Source organism: Roseateles sp. GW821-FHT03B02 (genome assembly GCF_059421025.1).
In genome coordinates this window covers 264,765-284,616 of sequence record NZ_JBWKUV010000006.1, presented here as the reverse complement: position 1 = coordinate 284,616, position 19,852 = coordinate 264,765, and the positions used below count along the sequence as shown (strand labels likewise).

The following is a 19,852-nucleotide window of genomic DNA, read 5'->3' as shown; positions in this document are numbered from 1 at the left end:
TGCGCCCATGCAATCATTGCGCTCTAGTTTTCGCAGCTGAACGCAACAAAAACTCGCCATGCCCCGCAAACCCCGCAGTGACGATTTCGCGCTGGACCGGCAGGACCGCGCCATCCTCGAGCTGCTGCAGCGCGACAACAAGACGCCGCAGCGCAGCATTGCGGACGCGGTGCACCTGTCGGCCGCGGCCGTCCAGCGGCGCATCGCGGCGATGGAGACGGCCGGCGTCATTGCCGGCAATGTGGCGCTGGTCGACCCGGATGCAGTCGGCGTCACCATCACGTCCATCGTGGAGGTGCAGCTGCACGACGAGAACGCCGTCACGGTGGACCGTGCCAAGGCGCTGTTCCGCGACGCGCCCGAGGTGCAGCAGTGCTTCTACGTGACCGGCGGCATCAGCTTCGTGCTGATCATCCTCACGGCCGACATGCGCAGCTACGAGCGCCTCACGCGGCGCCTGTTCGCCGAGAACGAGTCGGTGAAGAGCTACCGCTCGCTGATCGCGCTGGACCGGGTGAAGGCCGGCACGGGCCTGGTCGTGCCCTGACGGTTCAGGCGCCGGCGACCGCCCGCGTGATGTCCACCGTCACCTCGCCCGCGCCGTCGAACACGTGGCGGGACTGCTGACCGGCACGGATGTCGTGCACGCCGGTGATCATGCCGGTGGAGATGACGTCGCCCGCGCGCAGCACCGCGCCCTGGGCCGCGCGCTTGTTCAGCGTGAAGGCCAGCGCACCCAGCGGGCCGGGCTTGATGGCGACCTTGCCGGTGCCGACCGACTGGCCATCGATGAAGGTCTCGACGGCCAGGGTCTCCAGCTCGCGCCAGTTCGGGATCTCGGCGCCGACGACCACGCCCCAGTTGTTGCCGAAGTCGGAGATGACCGCGCCGGGGCCGATGTCGTTGAGCGTGGCCAGCGGGCTGCTGGCCACTTCCACGCCGATGTGCATGGACTTGACGAAGGGCAGCACCGTGTCGGCCGTCCAGTCGGCCTTGCCGGCGGGCGTGTCCTGCGCCACGACGATGACGACCTCGGCCTCCACGGCCGCGAAGCCACCCTCGAACACCGGGCATTGCGCCGCCTGACCGGCGGCGGGGCGGTGGATGTTGGCCGCGAAGACCGGGCCGATCAGGCGCTCCTCCGGAAACTGCGCGGCGAAGGCCGGGGCCACGCGGGCCACCTTCCAGCCGGCCAGCGCGTCGGGCCAGCGGGCGATGGCCGCGGCCTGCACCGCGTAGGCCTGGTCCAGCGTGGCCGGCGGCGTGCCGGGATAGGCCGGCAGGGCACGGCCGGCGGCACGGGCGGCGGTGAACTGGGCAGCGATGTCCTGGGCGTGCGTGCTGCCCGAAGCGGTGGCGTCGGCCGTCATGGCGGTCTCTTGGCGCGTTGGCGCCGGATGAAAAGCCGGCATTGTCGCCAGCCGGCGCGCGCCGCCCCTTTGCATCTGCGCAAGTGCCGCTACGGCCAGCCGGGCTCAGTAGGTCTTGTAGGGCAGGAACTTGCCGCTCATGACGATGCTGACGCGGTCGCCTGCGGCATTGGGCTCGCGCTGCAGGTCCATCCTGAAGTCGATGGCGCTCATGATGCCGTCGCCGAACTCCTCGTGGATCAGCTCCTTGAAGGTGGTGCCGTAGACGCTGATCAGCTCGTAGAAGCGGTAGATCAGCGGGTCGGCCGGCACAGCGGTCGGCAGGCTGCCCTTGTAGGGCACGACCTGGAGCCACTGCGCCTCGGTCTCCGTCAGGTCGAAGAGCCGGGCGAGCACGGCCGCCTGGGCGGCGTCGAAGGTCATCTGGCCCAGGCAGCCGGCCGTGACCCACTCCTTGCTGAGCCCCACGGCGGCGGCGACGTCGGCCCATTTGAGGCCCTTGGCGACCTTGGTGGCGATGATTTTTTCGGTGACGTCGAGGCGGCTCATGGCGGGCTCCAGGCGAGTTTGGGGAGAGCCCGGCACCGCGGCGGTGCGCCGCCGGTCAAGGCGGTGCAGGTGGCGCGGCCCGGGCAGGCGGCGAACCGGATGGGTGCAAACGCCATGCCACCGCCCGGCCCGCCGCTGCGAGGATGAGCCCATGAACAAGATCCTTCGCATCGCGGCGCTGGCCGCTGCCCTGGCTGCCGGCGCTGCCTTCGCGCAGCCACCCGGCGACATCGAGCGCTACACCCTCTTCCAGGCCCCCGTCACGCTGCTGCGCAACGCCCAGCTCTTCGACGGCACGGGCGCCGCGCCGCGCGAGCACATGAGCGTGCTGATCCGCGACGGCCGCATCGCCGAGGTCAAGCCCGACGCCGAGCTGAAGGCGCCGGCCGGCGCGCTGGTGAAGGAGCTCAACGGCGGCGCGCTGATGCCCGGCTTCGTGCTGCTGCACGAGCACCTCTTCTACCCCACCGAGCGCGGCAGCTACGGCGCCTTCTTCCAGAGCTTCCCGCTGCTGTATCTCGCCGGCGGCGTGACGACGATGCGCACGGCCGGCAGCATGAGCCCCTACGCCGACCTCAACACCTGGAAGGACATCAAGGCAGGCACCGCACCGGGGCCGGACCTGGACGTGACGGCGCCCTTCCTGAACGGCATCCAGGCCTTCGTCGCCCAGGTGCCGCGCCTGGTCAACGCCGAGGACGCAGTGCGCCAGGTGGGCTACTGGGCCGACGTGGGCGCCACTTCGTACAAGGGCTATATGCACCTGACGCGCGAGCAGCTGGCGGCCATCGTCAAGGCCGCCCACGAGCGCCGCGCCAAGGTGACGGCCCACCTCTGCGCGGTGACCTATGCGCAAGCCGCCGACATGGGCATCGACAACCTGGAGCACGGCTTCTTCGCGTCCACCGATTTCGTGGACGCAAAGCAACCCGACACCTGCCCGACGGGCGACGCCGGCCCGCGCTCCCTCGATGCGCTGGCGCTCGACGACCCGCGCATGGCCGCCCTGCAGCGCCAGCTCATCAGCGCCAAGGTGGCACTGACGTCCACGCTGACCGTCTTCGAGACCTTCTCCCACGGTCGCCCCATGGCCCCCGCCGCGGCGCTGGACCTGCTGATGCCGCAGCTGCGCGAGCAGTACGTGGCCCGCTACACCGCCATCCAGCGCGGCGGGCCCAACACCTATGGCCGCGTGCTGCCGAAGGACATGGCCTGGGAGAAACAGTTCCATGAGGCCGGCGGCCTGCTCGTGGCCGGCACCGACCCGACCGGCTACGGCGGCGTCATCCCCGGCTTCTCGTCGCTGCGCCAGTTCGAGCTGCTGCGCGAGGCCGGGTTCGACGCGGCCTCGACCGTCAAGGTCATGACGGCCAACGGCGCGACCTACCTCGGCCGCACCGCCGACGTCGGCCGCATCGCCCCGGGCCTGCGGGCCGACCTGATCGCCTTCGCCGCGCCGCTGGACGCCGGCAAGCCCACCCTGCCCGACGTCGCCTGGACCATGAAGGCCGGCCGGGCCTGGGACCGGGCGAAGATCCTGAATGCCTGGAAGGGTCAGGTGGGGCTGCGCTGAACCCGCGCGCCGGCCAGGGACGCGCAAAAAAGCCCCCGGGGCTTGCGCACCGGGGGCAGTGAAGGTCTTCGCCTCACCCGCCCGCAGGGCCGCGGCGGGATGGAAGACACACCAGGGAAAGAGGGATGCGACCGTGGGCGCCGCTCAGAAGCGGTAGTCCGCCGTCAGCACATAGGCGCGGCCCAGCACGTCGGCCACGCTGGTGAGGTAGCCGCGGTAGGCGTTGTGGTTGGTCAGCGGCGGCTGGTCGTTGAACAGGTTGCTCACGCCCACCGACAGCTTCAGGTTCTTGAAGCCGGAGTAGCGCACCATCAGGTTGTACTGCTCGTAGGGGCTGACGTTGCGCGCGCCGGTGGTGCCCGCGCCGGTGGCGGCGGCCAGGTTCTGGTCGTAGACCTTGCTCTGGTAGCGCTGGGAGAGCTGCACCAGCCAGTCGTTGTCCTGCCAGGCGATCTGGGCCGTGTGGCGCCAGCGGTTGTTCAGGCCGCGGGTGGCGTTGGACAGGCCGGCGTTGGGGTTGACCGGCACCACGTCGTTGAAGAAGCCCAGGGCCGAGACCCAGTTGCCGTTGTTGACGCCCTCGGAGCGGGCGTCCCATCGCGTCAGGTAGGCCACGTCGATGCCGGCCACGATGCGGCCCCAGGGCTGGCGCGGGCTCGCGAACTTGAGGCTGCCGTCCAGGCCGGCGCCGCGCAGCGAGCCCACGTTGGACGGCGTATTGACGACGGCGTCCTTGAAGCCGTTGCTGCTGATCACGCCCAGCGTGCCGTCGGCATTGCGCAGGAACAGGCCCGGGTAGGTGGCGGGGTTGGCGAGGATGTAGTCGATGGCGCGGTTGCCGATGACGCTGTCGATCTGGGTGCGCCAGTAGTCCAGCGTCAGCGTGAAGTCCTTCACCGGCTCGAAGGCCGCGCCGAAGGTCAGGCTGCGCGAGGTCTCGGGCTTGACGCCGGCATTGTTGGGCACCTTGGTGATCTGGGTGTAGCCGGTCAGGTTGCACACCAGCTCCGGCGCGTAGCCGGCCTTGGCCGTGGGCACGCCGTTGACCGTCGGGCACAGCAGCGGGTCGTTGAAGGCCGACATCGAGGTGCGCTCGGTCTCCTTGGTGTAGATCTCCGGCAGGCTGGGCGCGCGGTAGCCGGTGTTGGCCGAGGCGCGCAGCACGAGGCTGGAGATGGGCGTCCAGCGCGCGCTGATCTTGGGGTTGACCGTGGTCTCGCCCAGATCGCTGTACTTGTCGCCACGCACCGAGACGTTCAGCGTCAGGTCGCGGCGGATGGGCGCGTCCAGCTCGGCGAACAGCGAGGTGACGTCGCGGCTGATCTTGGTGCTGGTGGCCGAGGTGGCGCCGCTGGCGATGTTGTCGCCACCCAGCAGGTCGATCTGGCCGTTCAGCGCAGCGGAGACATCATTGCTGGCCAGGCCGATGGCCTTCCAGGTGTCGCGGCGCAGCTCGGCGCCCGCGGCCAGCATCAGGTCGCCGCCGGCCAGCTTCATCAGCGGGCGCGAGAAGGTGGCGTCCGCGCTCGCGTTCTCGGCCTTGTGCAGGCGCAGCGTCTGGCCCTTCATGGAGGCGCTGTCCAGCAGCGCGAGGCCGGCGCTGTCCTGCAGGCCGAAGGGGTTGAGCTTGGGGTCCAGGAACAGGGTGCGCGACGTCGTGCCCTGCACCGTCGCGATACCGGTCACGCGAAGCCAGCCGTCGCCTGCCTGGGTCTCGCGCTGCGAGCGGCCGTAGTTGAGACCGGCGCGGTAGTCCCAGCCAGCCAGGGCGCCCTCGGTGGTCAGCACCAGGCGGTCGTTGGTGTGGATGTCGTTGCGGATGCGCGGGCCGGCATCGGCCACCGACCACAGCACGTCGATGGGCCGGCCGGCCAGGTTCAGGCCGGGCACCGCCGGCACCTTGCCGTTGCCGGGGTAGTAGGGGTGGGTGCTGGTCAGGCGCACCGTGGGGGCGGCCGGGTTGTTGTACTGGTCCACCTGGTACTGGCTGTGGTTGAGCTCGACCGTCAGCAGGTGGTCGCCCGGCAGCTGCAGCTTGCCCTGGGCGTAGAAGTTCAGGATGTCGTTCTTGTTGTTGAAGGTCGTGTACTGGGTGTTGGCGTCCAGAAAACAGGTCTGGCGCCCGCCCGAGGTGCTGGGCACGGAGTACGGCGGCAGGCAGCCGCTGGCGTACATCGGGTTGTAGCGCACGGTGCGCAGCGCGGCCGTCGGGTTGGTGGGGTCGGTGAAGTTGCCCGGCGCCGCGTTGGCGCCCAGGCCCGGCGCGGTGCTGATGCCCAGTTGCGTCAGCGCGGAGCCATCGGTCAGCTCGGGGCGGGCCGAGCGGGGCAGCACGTCGCGGTGCTGCACGTCGAGTGCGGCGTAGACGTTCCAGCCGTCGCTACCCAGATCACCCAAGCCGCCGATCAGGCCCAGCGACTTGCTGGCGCCGCCGCCGGAGCGTGCAGGCTGCAGCGTTTCGAGCTTGATGCCCACGCCCTTGTAGCTGTTCAGCGTGTAGAAGGCCTGCACGCCGCCCATGGCGTCGGAGCCGTAGCTGGAGGAGGCGCCGTCGCGCAGGATGTCGACGGTGTTGAGCGCCATGCGCGGGATCACGTTGACGCTGACGTACTGGTTGGTCAGCGGCTCCTTGGCCAGGCGGCGGCCGTTCAGCAGCGTCAGCGTGCGCATGGGGCCGAAGCCGCGCAGGCTGGTCATGGGGCCGGCCGTGCCGGCATAGCTGCCCACCGAGTTGGCCTGGGGCAGCTCCAGCATCATGTCCTTGAGCTCGGTGTTCAGGCGCTGGTCAAGCTCCACGGCCTTCATCGAGGTCACCGGCAGCGCGGCCTCGTCGTTGATCGAGCGCCGGATGATGGAGCCGGTGATCTCGACCCGGTTCATCACCTGGGTTTCCGGGGCCGGCGCCTGCTGGGCCTGGGCGAGCGAGGCGCTCAGCCCCAGCAGGGCGAGCGCGAGGGAGGTGGGGCGTGAGGGGTGGTGGCGCAAGGCGTGTCTCCGTAAGGCGTGTTGTTGTGCGAGGCGCCAGCCGCTGAGCGCAGGTTCAGCGGCCGGCGTTCTTCATGCGTTCGCGGCTGTTGTTGAGGTGCAGGAACATGGCCGCGCGCGCCGCCGCGGCATCGCCACGGCGGATGGCCTCGAGCACGGCGTGGTGCTCCTGGGCCGTGATGTCCTTGCCGGAGCGCAGTTCCGGCGAGGGCTCGCCGAAGCGCGCCACCTGAGGGGGGCGGCCGCGGCGCGGTGCCGCCGCCGTGGCCGGCTGGCGGGGGATGGTGGCGCTGCTGAGCGAGTGCAGCACGTGCACGAAATACTCGTTGCCGGTGGCCTGGGCCAGCAGCTCGTGGAAGCGGAAGTCCGCCTCCGTGGTGGCCTCGCCGGTGCTGCGCTGGGTGTCGAAGTCCTTCAGCGCGCGCTCCATGGCGCTCAGCTGCTCGGGCGTGCGCCGCTGCGCGGCCAGGGCCGCGGCCTCGGGCTCCAGGCACAGGCGCAACTCCAGCATGGCGAGCTTTTGCTGCACCTTGAGTTCCGCGCCGGCCACGTCGGGCATCAGCGGGCTGCTCACCTTGGGCGCCAGCACGAAGCTGCCCACGCCCTGCTGCGTGCGCAGCAGCCCGCCGGCCTGCAGCCGCGAGATGGCCTCGCGCACCACGCTGCGGCTGACGCCGAACTCCTGCATCAACGCCGGCTCCGTGGGCACGCGCTCGTTGGGCTTGAGCGCGCCGCTGGCGATGCGCTCCGCCAACGCGTCGACGACGCGCTGGGACAGGCTGGCGGGGCGGCTGGACGGGATGCGATCGGTGTTCACGGGGGACCTTGCCGAGATGTTTAGTTGTCTGACGACCGACGCAAGTATAGAGATGAGAACGCCGCACGAATCCCGAAAAACCCTAGGAAATAAGCGATTTCACCAGCAAACACTGGCGCAAATGAGTGACTCGGCTACACTTCAAGTCATCAGACGACTGATGAATAAACGCCAATGATCAAGATAGAAAGCATCCGCGCAGTGGAGTTCACCCACCCGACGCGCCGATCGGTGGATGCCGCCGGCCACTCCCATCCCGGTCCGCTCGGCACCGGCCGCCTGGCGCTGCTGAGCATCCGCAGCACCGATGGCGTGGAGGGCCACTGCTTTGCGCCGCCGCAGGTCGTGCGCCCGCATGTGCTGGACCAGTTCGTGCGCCGCGTGCTGGTGGGTGGCAATGCGTTGAACCGCGAGAAGCTGTGGGCTGAACTGGAGCACTGGCAGCGCGGCAGCGCCGGCCAGCTGACCGACCGCGCGCTCGGCGCGGTGGACAGCGCGCTGCACGACCTCATCGGCCGCACGCTGGGTGTGCCGGTCTACCAGCTGCTGGGCGGCTACCGCGACAAGCTGCCGGCCTACGGCAGCACCATGTGCGGCGACGAGCTCAAGGGCGGCCTGTCCACGCCCGAGGAGTACGCCGACTTCGCGCTGCAGCTCGTCGAGCGCGGCTACAAGGCCATCAAGCTGCACACCTGGATGCCGCCGGTGTCCTTCGCGCCGGACCCGGGCATGGACATCAAGGCCTGCACCGCCGTGCGCCGCGCGGTGGGCCCCGACATCGAGCTGATGCTGGACGGCTACCACGAGTACAGCCGCACCGATGCGCTGCGCATCGGCCGCGCGCTGGAGGAGCTCGGCTTCGCGTGGTTCGAGGAGATGATGAACGAGCAGAGCACGGCGTCCTACGCCTGGCTCGCCGGCCAGCTCGACGTGCCCATCCTGGGCCCCGAGAGCCTCTCGGGCAAGCACTACGCCCGCGCCGGCTGGGTGACGGCCCAGGCCAGCGACATCCTGCGCGCCGGCGTCACCGGCTGCGGCGGCATCGGCCCGACCATGAAGGTGGCGGCCCTGGCCGAGTCCTTCGGCATGAACTGCGAGGTGCACGGCAACGGCGCACCCAACCTCGCCGTGTGCGGGGCCATCCGCAACTGCCGCTGGTACGAGCGCGGCCTGCTGCATCCCTTCCTGGACTACGAGGAAGTGCCGGCCTACATGAACGCGCTGGTGGACCCGATGGACAAGGACGGCTTCGTGGCGCTGCCACAGGCGCCGGGCCTGGGCGAAGACATCAACTTCGACTACATCGCCAAGCACACCGTCGCCACGTACTGAGCGCCACCATGTTCCCGGCATCCTCGTGGCCCCTGCGCCGCCGCCACCTTCCCGCGCTGCTGGCCGCCGGCTGGGGCGCGGCCCGCGCCGAGTCGCCCGACGACCAGCTGCTGATCGGCATGAGCATGAACAACCTGCTCTCCCTCGATCCGGCGGCGGCCACCGGCCTGGACGCGGTGACGGTCGCCTGCAATCTCTACGACAGCCTGCTCGAAGTCGATGCGCTGGCCCCGACACGGCTGCGGCCCGGCCTGGCCCAATCCTGGGAAGTGGGCGAGGCCGGCCGGCGCATCACGCTGAAGCTGCGCAGCGACGTGCGCTTTGCCAGCGGACGGCCGCTGACGGCCGCCCACGCGGCCTGGTCGCTGCAGCGCGTGCTCAAGCTCAACCTGGCCCTGGCCTCGGTCTGGAAGAGCTACGGTTTCAGCGCTGCCAACGCGATGACGGCCATTCGCGCCGAGGATGCCGGGACCCTGGTGCTGGACCTGCCCCAGCCTACCGACCCGACCCTGGTGCTGATGACGCTGGCCACCTCCATGAGCGGCTACGTCATCGACCGCGAGACCGCGCTGGCCCATGAGCAGCGCGGCGACCTCGGCAACGCCTGGCTCACCACCCACGCCGCCGGCTCGGGCGCCTTCGAGCTGGAAGAGTGGCGGCCCAAGGAGCTGCTCACCATGCGCCGCTCGACCGGCTACTGGCAGCCCGCCGCCAAGCTGCGCCGCGTGGTCTTCCGCCACATGACCGAGTCTCAGACGCTGCGGCTGATGCTGATGCGCGGCGACCTGGACATCGCCGGCGGCATGTCCGCGCCCGACGTGCGCGCGCTCGCCCGGCGGCCCGAGCTCGTCGTCGAAGAGGTGCGCCGCGCGACGATGTACTACGTGGCCGTCAATGCCCGCCACCCGCGCTTTGCCGACGCGCGCGTGCGCCGCGCCGTGCTGCGCCACCTGATCGACTTCCAGGGCGTCGCCGGCGGCGTGCTGCCCTTTTACGGCGAACTGCAGATGCGGCCCGTGCCGCCCGGCCTGCCGGCCTCCCTGCCCCAGCCCGGCTACGCCTTCGACCCCACGGCCGCGCGCCGCCTGCTGGCCGAGGCCGGCCTGGCCGACGGTTTCGAGACGACCATCCGCGTCGTCGCCGAGGCGCCCTTCACCGGCATCGCCACCAGCCTGCAGGCCACGCTGGCCGAAGGCGGCATCCGCGCCAGCATCCTGCCGGGCACGGGCAACCAGGTCTATGGCGCGATGCGCGAGCGGCGCTTCGAGATCGTCGTGGGCCGCGGCGGCGGTGGCGCCGAGGCGCATCCGCATTCCAGCCTGCGGGCCCTGGTCTACAACCCCGACAACCGCGACAGCGCCCGGCTCAGCAACTTCCAGGGCTGGCGCACCGGCCATGCCGACCCCGAGCTGAACCGCCTCATCGAGCAGGCCCTGCTGACGGCCGACCCGGCCGGGCAGACAGCCCTGTACCGCCAGGCCCAGCAGCGCTTCGACGCTGAGGTGGGCGCCATCCAGCCCATCGCCCAGATGCTGGACACCCAGGTGCTGCGCCGCGCGGTGCGCGGCTACCACGGCCACCCCAGCGGCGCCACGCGGCTGCGCGAGGTCTACAAGGAGGTGCGTCCATGACCGCCAAGCTGGCCGCCAACCTGGCCGCCAAATGGCTGCGCGGCGGCGGCAGTGCCGCCCTGGCCCTGCTGGGCCTGCTGCTGCTGACCTTCCTGATCGGCCGCGTGATGCCGCTGGACCCGGTGCTGGCCATCGTCGGCCCCGACGCCGACCGCGCCACCTACGAGCAGGTCTACCGTCAGCTCGGCCTGGATCGGCCGCTGTGGGCGCAGTTCGGCCGCTACCTCGGCGACCTGGCCCACGGCGACCTGGGCCGCGCCCTGCTCACCGGCCGCCCCGTCACCGAGGACCTGGCGCGGGTGCTGCCCGCCACCGTCGAGCTGGCCACGCTGGCCATCCTGCTCGGCGCGCTGCTGGGCGTGCCGCTGGGCGTGTGGGCGGCCAGCCACCACAAGCGCTGGCCCGACCATCTCGCCCGCGTGCTGGGCCTGCTGGGTCATTCCACGCCGGTGTTCTGGTTCGGCATGATGGGCCTGCTGGTGTTCTACGCCTGGCTGGGCTGGGCCGGCGGCATCGGCCGCATCGGCCTGGGCTTCGAGGGCGCCATCCCGAGCGTCACCGGCCTGATGCTGGTGGACACCTTGCTGGCCGGCGACACCGCGGCCTTTCGCAGCGCGCTGCGCCACCTGCTGCTGCCTGCCTGCGTGCTGGGCCTGCACTCCATGGCCTATCTGAGCCGCATGACGCGCAGCTTCATGCTGGCCCAACTCAGCCAGGAGTACATCACCACCGCCCGCGTCAAGGGCCTCACGCGGCGCCAGGTGGTGTGGGGCCATGCCTTCCTCAACATCCGCGTGCAGCTGCTGACCATCCTGGCGCTGGCCTATGGCGGCCTGCTGGAAGGCGCCGTGCTGGTCGAGACGGTGTTCGGCTGGCCCGGCTTCGGCAGCTACCTGACCGGCAGCCTGCTGCTGGGCGACATGAACGCGGTGATGGGCTCGGTGCTCGTCATCGGTCTGCTGTTCGTCGCCCTGAACCTGACCGCCGACGCGCTCTACCGCGTGTTCGACCCGAGAGCCCGTTCATGACGACTACCGCCCTTCCCGCCGCGGCCGGCGCCTGGCAAGCCTGGCGCGTTGAAGCCGCCAGCACGGCGCGCAAGCTGCTGGCCAACCCGCTCACCGCCGTCGGCGTGTCCGTCATCGCCCTGCTGGTGGTGGTGGCACTGTTCGCGCCGTGGATCGCCACGCACGACCCGCTGCGCCAGGACCTCGCGAGCGCGCTGCAGCCGCCCGGCGCGGCGCACTGGTTCGGCACCGACGAGTTCGGCCGCGACGTCTTCAGCCGCCTGGTGCACGGCACCCGCATCACCCTCTTCATCGTCACGCTGGTGACCGTCGTCGTCGGCCCGCTGGGCATGGGCATCGGCGTGGTGTCGGGATATTTCGGCGGGCGCGTGGACCTGGTCTGCATGCGCGTGGCCGATGTCTTCCTGTCCTTCCCCAGCCTGGTGCTGGCGCTGGCCTTCGTTGCCGCGCTGGGCCCGGGGCTGGATCACGCGGTGCTCGCCATCGCGCTGACCGCCTGGCCGCCCATCGCCCGCCTGGCCCGCGCCGAGGCCATGACGCTGCGCAACGCCGACTTCATCGTCGCCGCGCAGCTGCAGGGCGCCTCCCACCTGCGCGTGCTGTCCCGCCACCTCGCGCCGCTGTGCCTGCCTTCGGTGCTGGTGCGGCTCACCATGAACATGGCCTCCGTCGTGCTGACGGCCGCCGGCCTGGGCTTTCTTGGCCTGGGTGCCCAGCCGCCGCTGCCCGAGTGGGGCGCCATGATTTCCGAGGGCCGCCGCTACATGCTGGACAGCTGGTGGACCGTGGCGGCGCCGGGCGCTGCCATCCTGGCCGTCAGCATGGCCTTCAACCTGCTGGGCGACGGCCTCAACGACGCGCTCGACCCGCGCCAGGCTTCATGATGAGCAACGACCAACCCCTGCTGCAGGTGCAAGGCCTGCAGGTGGCCTATGGCACCCCCGCGGCACCCGTGCCGGTGGTGCACGGCGTGTCCTTCACGCTGGGCCGCGAGAAGCTGGCCGTGGTGGGCGAGTCGGGCTCGGGCAAGACGACGGTGGGCCGCGCGCTGCTCAAGCTGCTGCCGCGGCAGGCCCGCATCAGCGCCGAGCGCCTGCAGTTCGATGGCCTGGACCTGCTGGCGGCCGATGAGGGCGCCATGGCCGCGCTGCGCGGCCGCCGCCTGTCCATGATCATGCAGGACCCCAAGTACTCGCTGAACCCCGTCATGAGCATCGGCCGGCAGATCGGCGAGGCGGTGCAGCGCGGCCAGCGGCTGTCCCGGGCCGAGTGCGAGGAGCATGTCCAGGCGCTGCTGGCGCGGGTGCGCATCCGTGAGCCCCGGCGCGTGGCGGCGCAGTACCCGCACGAAGTCTCGGGCGGCATGGGCCAGCGCGTGATGATCGCGATGATGCTGGCCCAGCGCCCGCAGCTGCTGATCGCCGACGAGCCCACCTCGGCGCTGGACGTGTCGGTGCGCCAGGAGGTACTGGCGCTGCTGGACGAGTTGGTGGCCGAGCAGGGCCTGGCGCTGCTCTTCATCAGCCACGACCTGAACCTGGTGCGCCACTTCTGCGACCGCGTGCTGGTGATGTATGCCGGCCGCATCGTCGAGACGCTGGACGCAGCCGACCTGCCCCACGCCCGCCACCCCTACACGCAGGGCCTGATGGCCTCGCTGCCCAGCCTGAAGCACCGCCGCGCCGTGCTGCCCGTGCTGCAGCGCGACGCCGCCTGGAGCCAGGCATGACCGCGGCCCCGATGTTGTCGGTGCGCGACCTGCGCCTGTCCTTCGGCGAGGGCACCGAGGCGCGCGCCGTGCTGCACGGTGTGGGCTTCGAGGTCGCGCGCGGCGAGGCCTTCGGTCTGGTGGGGGAGTCGGGCTCGGGCAAGACCACCGTGCTGCGCTGCCTGGCCGGCCAGTACCGGCACTGGCAGGGCGAGGTGGCGCTGGACGGCGCCCCCTACCAGGGCGAGCGCAGCCCGGCCCATGCCCGCCGCGCGCAGATGGTGTTCCAGGACCCCTACGGCTCCCTGCACCCGCGCCACACGGTGCGCACTGCGCTGGCCGAGCCGTTGCGCGTGCACGGGCTGGACCGCATCGACGAGCGCATCGACGAGGTGCTGCAGCAGGTGGGACTGCCGCTGCATTTCCGCTTCCGCTACCCGCACCAGATCTCGGGCGGCCAGCGCCAGCGCGTGGCCATCGCGCGAGCGCTGATCCTGAAGCCGCCGCTGCTGCTGCTGGACGAGCCCACCTCGGCGCTGGACGTCTCGGTGCAGGCCGAGGTGCTCAACCTGCTGGCCGAACTACGCCAGCAGCACGGCCTGACCTATCTGCTGGTGAGCCACGACCTCGGCGTGGTGGCCCACCTGTGCGAGCGCCTGGCGGTGATGCAGCAGGGCCGCATCGTGGAGACGCTGACGCGCGAGCAGCTCTGCAACGACGGCGCCGAGCACGCCTACACCCGCGCCCTGGTGGCGGCGGCAGACGCCTGAACGCTGCCGGTCACCCGCAACGCCGGAGATGGCAATGAGCCTCTGCAGGAAAGTCCGTGGCGCGTGGGCTTTGGCCCTTGCGCTGCTCATGGCCGCCAACCCGGTTCAGGCGAATGACACGGCCACGTTCTCGGAACTCGACTACGACGCCGTCCAGACCGTGGGCACTTCCGCGGCGCCGGCGGCGCAGCCCATCCTGCCCGGCTCCTACCCCGACCCCAGCATCGTGAAGGTCGGCCGCGACTACTACCTGGTCACGTCCACCTTCGCCTATTTCCCGGGCCTGCCGGTCTTCCATTCGACCGACCTGGTGAACTGGACCCAGATCGGCAATGCCGTGTCTGATCCGAAGGCCGTCCCTCTCCAGGGCATCCCGGCATCGCGCGGCTTGTATGCGCCGGATATCAGCCACCACCGCGGCGTTTTCTACATCGCCAATACCTGCCGGGAATGCGGCGGCAACTTCATCATCACCGCCCCCCACCCCGCAGGCCCGTGGTCGGCGCCGGTCTGGTTCGATTTCGAGGGGATAGACCCCGCGCTCTACCTCGAGGGCGACAAGGCCTACATCGTCAGCAACGGCGTACCGCCCTATCCCAAGCTCTACAAAAGCCACCGATCCCTGTATCTGCAGGAACTGGACCTGTCAACGCTGAAGCTCGTCGGGGAGCGCAAGGTGCTAGTGGATGGCGGCACCAATCTCGCGGCGCAGACCGCCACCATCGAAGGCCCCCGCATCTACAAGAGGAACGGGTTCTACTATCTGCTGGCCGCCGAGGGCGGCACGCGGTTCAACCATGCGCAGGTGGTGTTCAGATCCAAAGACATCTGGGGGCCTTATGTGGGGTTCGAGAGCAACCCCATCCTCACGCAACGGGACGTCGCCGCGCCGCGCCCCCATCCCGTGACCTCGACCGGCCATGCCAGCCTCGTCGAAGGGCCGGATGGCGACTGGTGGGCCGTGTTCCTGGGCACCCGGCCCTACCGGGGCGATTTCTACAACACCGGCCGCGAGACCTTCTTGCTGAAGGCGGACTGGTCGGGCGAGTGGCCGCTCATCCTGCCCCCGCAGACGGCCGTGCCGGCCTTTCATGGCGACCGCAGCTATGTGGCCCGGGTGCCCACGCGGCCTCGCGCCAGCCCGTTCAGCCCGGAAGGGCGCCTGGGCTGGATGGGCCTGCGGACACCCGAGGCGCCGTTTCACCGCTGGACCGGCGAGCGCAGCCTGGTGATCGAGGCGTCGGACGCCCTCGTCGGCGATATCCAGCGCAGCCCCAGCTTCTGGGCCCTGCGGCAACCGCAGAAGGCGGTCAGCTTCAAGACCCGCGTCCAGTTCAGCCTGCGCGACGACGGCGATACCGCGGGCCTTGTGGCCATGCAGTCCGACGACTTCTACGTGTTCTGCGGCCCGCAGAAGGATGCCGGCCAGGAGCGGATCGTTCTGTCCATGCGCGACGGCAAGGCCAGACCCGAGAAGGACATCGTCGTGGCCCAATCAAGCCACGACGGGAAGGCGGCCCATCTGGAATTGAGCATCGACGAGACCTCGATCAGCTGCAAGGCGAACGGCACCGCCCTGTCCGGACAGGTGCCGACCGAGACCTTGAGCTCCGCGCGTTCGACCAGCACCGGCGCCACCAGCTATGTCGGCACCATGATCGGCGTCTACGCCCATCGGGCCCCGCGGAAGGCCGCTGGAAAACAGTGATCCTGTGCCTGCGCGCTTCGGTGGCTCACGAGACGGCCGAGGCCTAGAACCGATAGCTCGCCCCCACCGTCATGTAGCGGCCCACGGCGCCTTCCTGGTGCAGCGACGGGTTGTAGTGCGCGCCGCCCGATGACACGCCGCCGCCCGTCGAGCCCGACGCGAACGCGTCGATGGGCGCTGCGCGGTTGAAAAGGTTGGTGACCGATGCGCGCAGGCTGAAGGCGGGCGTGAGCTGCCAGCTGGCGTTGAGGTTGACCGTCGTGAACGACGGCACGCGGCACAGCGGCGAGCTGCCTGGAGCGGGTCCAGGCAGGCCGTTCGGGAAGACCGTGGACAGCGCCGAGGCGCAGTCGGGCAGGTTGTAGCTGCTGTCCTCCACCTTCATGCCGCTGATGTAGTTGACCGTGCCGGTCAGCTCCACCGGCCCGCGCGACCAGGCCAGGCTCAGCGCAGCCCGCTCGCGCGGCGTGCCGGTGTTGGTGGACACGAAGCTGGGGCCGTGCGTGCCGGCCATCTCGTAGACCTGGCCGGGGCCGCGGTCGATGGTGTAGCGGATCATGTGCGACCACTGCAGCTGCGGCGTGAAGCGGCCCCAGCCCCCGGCATCGACGCTCATGCGCAGGTCCAGGTCAACGCCGCTGGTGCGCGCGCTGCCCAGGTTGATGAAGGGATAGGTGCCGTAGAGGATGGTGTCGTCGGCGCTGGTCGGCGCGGCGTTGGGCGTCGTCGGGCTGTTGACGCGGTAGAGCTTGGTGCCGTAGGCCTCGGGGGTGTCGATCTGGCCCTGGCCAAACAGGCCCACCGAGACGATCTGGTTGCGGATCCTGATGTCGTAGTAGTCCACCGACACGTTCATCGCCGGCACGGGCTCGAAGACGAAACCCAGCGTCATCGAGCGCGACTTCTCGGGCCGCAGGTCCTTGCCCGGCAGCTGCAGCTGCGTGCCACCCACGCCGATGTCGCAGGGCTGGCCAGGCTGCACCAGCTTGCACAGCGCCGTGTCCACCAGCGGCGGCAGGTAGCCGGCGCTCGAGCCCGAGGTGCCGATCTCCACCGGGTTGGGCGCGCGAAAGCCCCCGGCCCAGGTGCCGCGCAGCGTCAGCTCCTTGACCGGCACGTACTTGGCGCCGACCTTGGGCGTGACCGACGAGCCATAGGTGTCGTAGTGGTCGATGCGCGCGGCAGCGTCGAGTTCCAGCTGCTTGGTGAGCGGCGCCAGCAGCTCGACGTAGCCCGCCGTGATGGTCTGCTTGCCGACGCCGAAGGCGTAGATGTTGCTGGCCTGGGCGCCGCTGGCGAAGCCGTCGGGGAAATGTTCGTCCAGCGAACGCTTCGAGAACTCCACGCCCGTGCCCAGCGCGAGGTTGCCGCCGGCGAGCTTCATGAGGTCGCGGCTGGCGCGCAGCGACACGAAGTTCAGCGTGTTGGTGGACGTGGAGCGGCCCTCGGGCGTCAGGCCGGCCAGCACGCTGGCGGCGTTGTTGCCGCCGATGACGTAGCTGCCCTTGTTCAGCGCGGCCTGCAGCGCCGGCAGGCTGACGAAGTTCTTCAGCGTCAGCTCGGTGGCCACGCGGGTCAGGCCCAGCGTCGCCTGCAGGTCCCAGCCGGCCCAGCCGCCCGACAGCTCGGCGACGAAGCGCTGCGACTGGGTCGCCGTGCGCGAGCGCTGCGCCGGCAGGTCGCCGAACTCGTAGTCCACCGGGCTGCCAGTGGCGGGGTCGATGACGTTGGTGCCGTTCAGCGCCGTGGGCTGAGGCGTCGGGTGCGCCGGGCCGAAGTTGAAGGTCGTGATGCCGCCGTCGGGCGACACCCAGTTCAGCAGGCCCACCTGGGTCGCGCGGCTGCCCAGCAGGGAGGCGGCAACAGACAGCGTCCAGTCCTGCGGCAGCAGCGCCGTCACCTTGCCCAGCAGGCTGTAGTTGCGCGTCTCGGGCGCCACCTGCAGTTCCGGGTTGGCCACGAGGCCCAGGTCCTCGCCGCCATAGCGCGTCCAGTCCGAGCCGCCCAGCGCGGGGCGGTCGCTCAGCAGCACCGCGCCCTGGCGACGAAAGCCGGCCGCGAGATAACCCGCGACGCCGTCGCGGTCCAGGTCGCCGAAGCCGCGGATACCCGAGACCTTGACCATGCGGCCGTCGCCCCTGGACGAACTGCCCAGCTCCGCCTGCAGCGTCGTGCCGGCATGGCTGCGCTTGAGGATGACGTTGACGACGCCGGCCATCGCGTCCGAGCCGTAGATGGCCGAGGCGCCGTCCTTCAGCACCTCCACGCGCTCCACGGCCTCGACGGGAATGGAGGCGATGTCCACGAAGTCGCGCTGGCCGTCGTCCGGCAACGGGTAGGAGGCCATGCGGTGGCCGTCGATGAGCACGAGGGTCGCGCCCACCGTCAGGCCACGCAGCGAGATGCCGCTGCCACCGGCCCCGAAGGCGCCAGGCGTGGCCTGGCCCAGCGAGCCCATGTTGTTGGCAGACAGGTGCTGCAGCACTTCGCCCAGCGTGCTGTAGCCGGTGCGCGCGATGTCGGCCGCGGTGAGTTTCTGCACCGGGCTGGGCGTCTCGGCGTCGGCGCGGCGGATGTTGGAGCCGGTGACGACAACACGCGCCAGCGCTGCCTTGGCCTCGTCGCCCGCCGCGCCATCGCCGGTGGCCGTCTGCGCCCACAAGGCGGGCGCGAAACAGCAGCTCAGGGCCATGACAAGGGGCAGCAGCAGCGGGCGGGCGGTGGCGTTCACTTCGGGATCACCTGTGGCGTCGGGTTGAGGGAGGGCGCGATTCTCGATTCAGCAAGAACCGCGCCGTCATGCTGCCGCCACAAATCCGCCGGACCGTCGGCTGCAGACAACGCCGCCGCCGCTCAGGCGCCGACGATCCAGCCCTCCAGCGGATCGACGCCCGCCGGCCAGCCGAAGCGCGGCTGCTGTGCGCCCCAGGCCGCCTGCAGCATTGCCAGCACGGCGTACAGGCTGTCGCCGCTGGCGTCGGCCACCAGCTCGTCGCGCTGGGCGTGGCTGAGCTTGAGGCACAGGCCCAGGCGCGAGCAGCCCTGCTCCAGCGCGTCGACGATGTCCTTGCGCGCGATGAGCCGCTACGGCGCCTGTGTGGGCTGCGAGACCCGCGCCTGCCTCTCAGCAGCCGGTGCCGAGTACGCCTTGAGCCGGTTGTACAGGCTGTTCTGGCTGACGCCGATCCGGGCCGACACGTCGGCCACCTGGTGGCCTCGCTCCGTGACCTGCTTGACCACCCCGATCTTGAATTCTTCTGGTCAGGGTTGCTTGCTCTGCATGGCACCGCCGATTGGTGCCTCAGTCCGAGGCTCGAAGGTGTTTACCGAACCTGGGGCGATTCACACCTGTCGCATCGCAAAGATGCATCAACCCCGTGGCGAAGTCGTAGCCCTACAGACCGCATCGCCAGCACTGGCGCCGGTTTGCGGGCGACGGCATGACTGAGCATCGCGGTACTTTGGCAGAGATGCCCGATGTCTGGCTCTGGCCCGCACCATGCAATGTACGGCCATCAGCCGTACAATTTCCGGCCTGGAGACCACCACCATGCCTTCCACCACCGCCAGCGCCCGCCTGGAAGCCCGCATCAGCACCGACCTGCACAGCCTGCTCAAGCGCGCCGCCGAGCTGCAAGGCCGCACCATGACCGACTTCGTCGTGGCCGCCGTGCAGGATGCGGCCCAGCGTGCCATCGAGCAGGCGGAGGTGCTGCGCCTCTCCCGCGCCGATCAGGAATGCTTTGCGCAGGCGCTGCTCGCCCCGCCTGCCGCCGTGCCGGCCTTGAGCCGTGCGGTGGCCCGTCGCCGCGCCTTGCTACGTGATGCTCAATGACCCGCCCGCCTTTCGAGGTGGCCCTGCTGGACGCCTCGCAAGACCGCAGCAGCTTTGACTGCGGCTCCTCCGCCTTGAACCGCTACCTGGCCGAGCAGGCCGGCCAAGACATGCGCCGCCGCGTGGCCTCCTGCTTCGTGGCCGGCAATGACGCCGGGCGCATAGCCGGCTACTACACCCTGGCCGCCGCCAGCATCCCACTCACCGAGCTGCCGACTGCCATCACCAAGAAGCTGCCTCGTTACCGCGCCGTGCCCACCGTCCGCATGGGGCGCCTGGCCGTGGATACGAGCTTCAAGGGGCAAGGCCTGGGCGCTGCACTGCTGGCCGATGCCTTGATCCGCTGTGTGCGATCCGAGATCACCGCCTACGCCTTGCTCGTGGACGCCAAGGACGAGCAGGCCAGCGCCTTCTACCTGCACCACGGTTTCATCCCTCTGCCCGAAGCCGCCCTGACACTGTTTCTGCCGCTGGCCAGCGTGCCGATGCAAGCCTGAGTGCGCAGCAGGTTGACATTGTTGCCTTGAGCCAGCGCCACAGAAGCCA

17 protein-coding genes and 1 pseudogene are annotated in these 19,852 nt (G+C 70.2%); 11 read left to right on the top strand and 7 right to left on the bottom strand.

Annotation, left to right across the window (positions count from 1 at the left end; all coding sequences use genetic code 11):
- The first annotated feature begins 58 nt into the window (after positions 1-58).
- Positions 59-547 (top strand): Lrp/AsnC family transcriptional regulator, encoded by a 489-nt coding sequence (locus tag AC07VX_RS17945; RefSeq protein WP_493165546.1) that lies wholly within the window; start codon positions 59-61, stop codon positions 545-547.
- A gap of 4 nt (positions 548-551) precedes the next feature.
- On the opposite strand, the gene AC07VX_RS17940 is transcribed toward AC07VX_RS17945, so the two are convergent.
- Both AC07VX_RS17940 and cynS read right to left on the bottom strand, forming a co-directional pair.
- Positions 552-1,370 (bottom strand): hypothetical protein, encoded by an 819-nt coding sequence (locus AC07VX_RS17940; protein WP_493165547.1) that lies wholly within the window; start codon positions 1,368-1,370, stop codon positions 552-554.
- A gap of 105 nt (positions 1,371-1,475) precedes the next feature.
- Positions 1,476-1,919: a cyanase gene (gene cynS, locus AC07VX_RS17935; RefSeq protein WP_493165548.1), complete on the bottom strand. Its 444-nt coding sequence runs from the start codon at positions 1,917-1,919 to the stop codon at positions 1,476-1,478.
- A gap of 151 nt (positions 1,920-2,070) precedes the next feature.
- Between cynS and AC07VX_RS17930 the strand changes: the two genes are divergently transcribed.
- Positions 2,071-3,492, top strand: coding sequence for an amidohydrolase family protein (locus AC07VX_RS17930; RefSeq protein ID WP_493165549.1), 1,422 nt, complete (start codon positions 2,071-2,073; stop codon positions 3,490-3,492).
- A gap of 144 nt (positions 3,493-3,636) precedes the next feature.
- On the opposite strand, the gene AC07VX_RS17925 is transcribed toward AC07VX_RS17930, so the two are convergent.
- Together AC07VX_RS17925 and AC07VX_RS17920 are read right to left on the bottom strand one after the other, a co-directional pair.
- Complete coding sequence (locus AC07VX_RS17925) at positions 3,637-6,477, bottom strand: TonB-dependent receptor domain-containing protein (RefSeq protein WP_493165550.1); 2,841 nt, start codon at positions 6,475-6,477, stop codon at positions 3,637-3,639.
- Between the two features lie 55 nt (positions 6,478-6,532).
- A complete protein-coding gene (locus AC07VX_RS17920) occupies positions 6,533-7,294 on the bottom strand; it encodes a FadR/GntR family transcriptional regulator (RefSeq protein WP_493165551.1) in 762 nt (253 codons plus the stop codon).
- A gap of 174 nt (positions 7,295-7,468) precedes the next feature.
- On the opposite strand from AC07VX_RS17920, the gene AC07VX_RS17915 reads away from it, so the two are divergent.
- The 7 genes from AC07VX_RS17915 to AC07VX_RS17885 all read left to right on the top strand — a co-directional run bounded on the left by AC07VX_RS17915 (position 7,469) and on the right by AC07VX_RS17885 (position 15,471).
- Positions 7,469-8,626 (top strand): mandelate racemase family protein, encoded by a 1,158-nt coding sequence (locus AC07VX_RS17915; RefSeq protein WP_493165552.1) that lies wholly within the window; start codon positions 7,469-7,471, stop codon positions 8,624-8,626.
- A gap of 8 nt (positions 8,627-8,634) precedes the next feature.
- Entirely contained in the window at positions 8,635-10,257 is a 1,623-nt protein-coding gene (locus tag AC07VX_RS17910) for an ABC transporter substrate-binding protein (RefSeq protein ID WP_493165553.1), read from the top strand.
- A complete protein-coding gene (locus AC07VX_RS17905; RefSeq protein WP_493165554.1) occupies positions 10,254-11,285 on the top strand; it encodes an ABC transporter permease in 1,032 nt (343 codons plus the stop codon). Before AC07VX_RS17910 ends, AC07VX_RS17905 begins: the two co-directional genes overlap by 4 nt.
- Entirely contained in the window at positions 11,282-12,169 is an 888-nt protein-coding gene (locus AC07VX_RS17900) for an ABC transporter permease (protein ID WP_493165555.1), read from the top strand. The genes AC07VX_RS17905 and AC07VX_RS17900 overlap by 4 nt, the downstream gene beginning before the upstream one ends.
- Positions 12,169-13,014, top strand: a complete 846-nt coding sequence (locus AC07VX_RS17895; protein ID WP_493165556.1) for an ABC transporter ATP-binding protein — start codon at positions 12,169-12,171, stop codon at positions 13,012-13,014. Before AC07VX_RS17900 ends, AC07VX_RS17895 begins: the two co-directional genes overlap by 1 nt.
- On the top strand, positions 13,011-13,763 hold the full coding sequence (locus AC07VX_RS17890) for an ABC transporter ATP-binding protein (RefSeq protein WP_493165557.1): 753 nt from the start codon (positions 13,011-13,013) through the stop codon (positions 13,761-13,763). Before AC07VX_RS17895 ends, AC07VX_RS17890 begins: the two co-directional genes overlap by 4 nt.
- 88 nt (positions 13,764-13,851) lie before the next feature.
- Complete coding sequence (locus tag AC07VX_RS17885; protein WP_493183925.1) at positions 13,852-15,471, top strand: glycoside hydrolase family 43 protein; 1,620 nt, start codon at positions 13,852-13,854, stop codon at positions 15,469-15,471.
- Positions 15,472-15,514: 43 nt separating this feature from the next.
- Here AC07VX_RS17885 and AC07VX_RS17880 read toward each other — a convergent pair whose 3' ends face one another.
- The 3 genes and pseudogenes from AC07VX_RS17880 to AC07VX_RS17870 all read right to left on the bottom strand — a co-directional run.
- Positions 15,515-18,202 (bottom strand): TonB-dependent receptor, encoded by a 2,688-nt coding sequence (locus AC07VX_RS17880; RefSeq protein WP_493165559.1) that lies wholly within the window; start codon positions 18,200-18,202, stop codon positions 15,515-15,517.
- Between the two features lie 122 nt (positions 18,203-18,324).
- The gene (locus AC07VX_RS17875; RefSeq protein ID WP_493165560.1) at positions 18,325-18,456 is read right to left on the bottom strand and encodes a hypothetical protein; all 132 of its coding nucleotides are present in this window, start codon (positions 18,454-18,456) and stop codon (positions 18,325-18,327) included.
- A 117-nt stretch (positions 18,457-18,573) separates the two neighbouring features.
- Positions 18,574-18,732 (bottom strand): annotated as a pseudogene (locus tag AC07VX_RS17870) (transposase); the annotation flags it as partial.
- Positions 18,733-19,021: 289 nt separating this feature from the next.
- Here AC07VX_RS17870 and AC07VX_RS17865 point away from each other — a divergent pair.
- Both AC07VX_RS17865 and AC07VX_RS17860 read left to right on the top strand, forming a co-directional pair.
- Positions 19,022-19,306 carry a type II toxin-antitoxin system TacA family antitoxin gene (locus AC07VX_RS17865; RefSeq protein ID WP_493165561.1) on the top strand — a complete coding sequence of 95 codons (285 nt, stop codon included), beginning with the start codon at positions 19,022-19,024 and terminating at the stop codon, positions 19,304-19,306.
- Positions 19,303-19,803, top strand: coding sequence for a GNAT family N-acetyltransferase (locus AC07VX_RS17860; protein WP_493165562.1), 501 nt, complete (start codon positions 19,303-19,305; stop codon positions 19,801-19,803). The genes AC07VX_RS17865 and AC07VX_RS17860 overlap by 4 nt, the downstream gene beginning before the upstream one ends.
- The last annotated feature ends 49 nt before the right edge of the window (positions 19,804-19,852 follow it).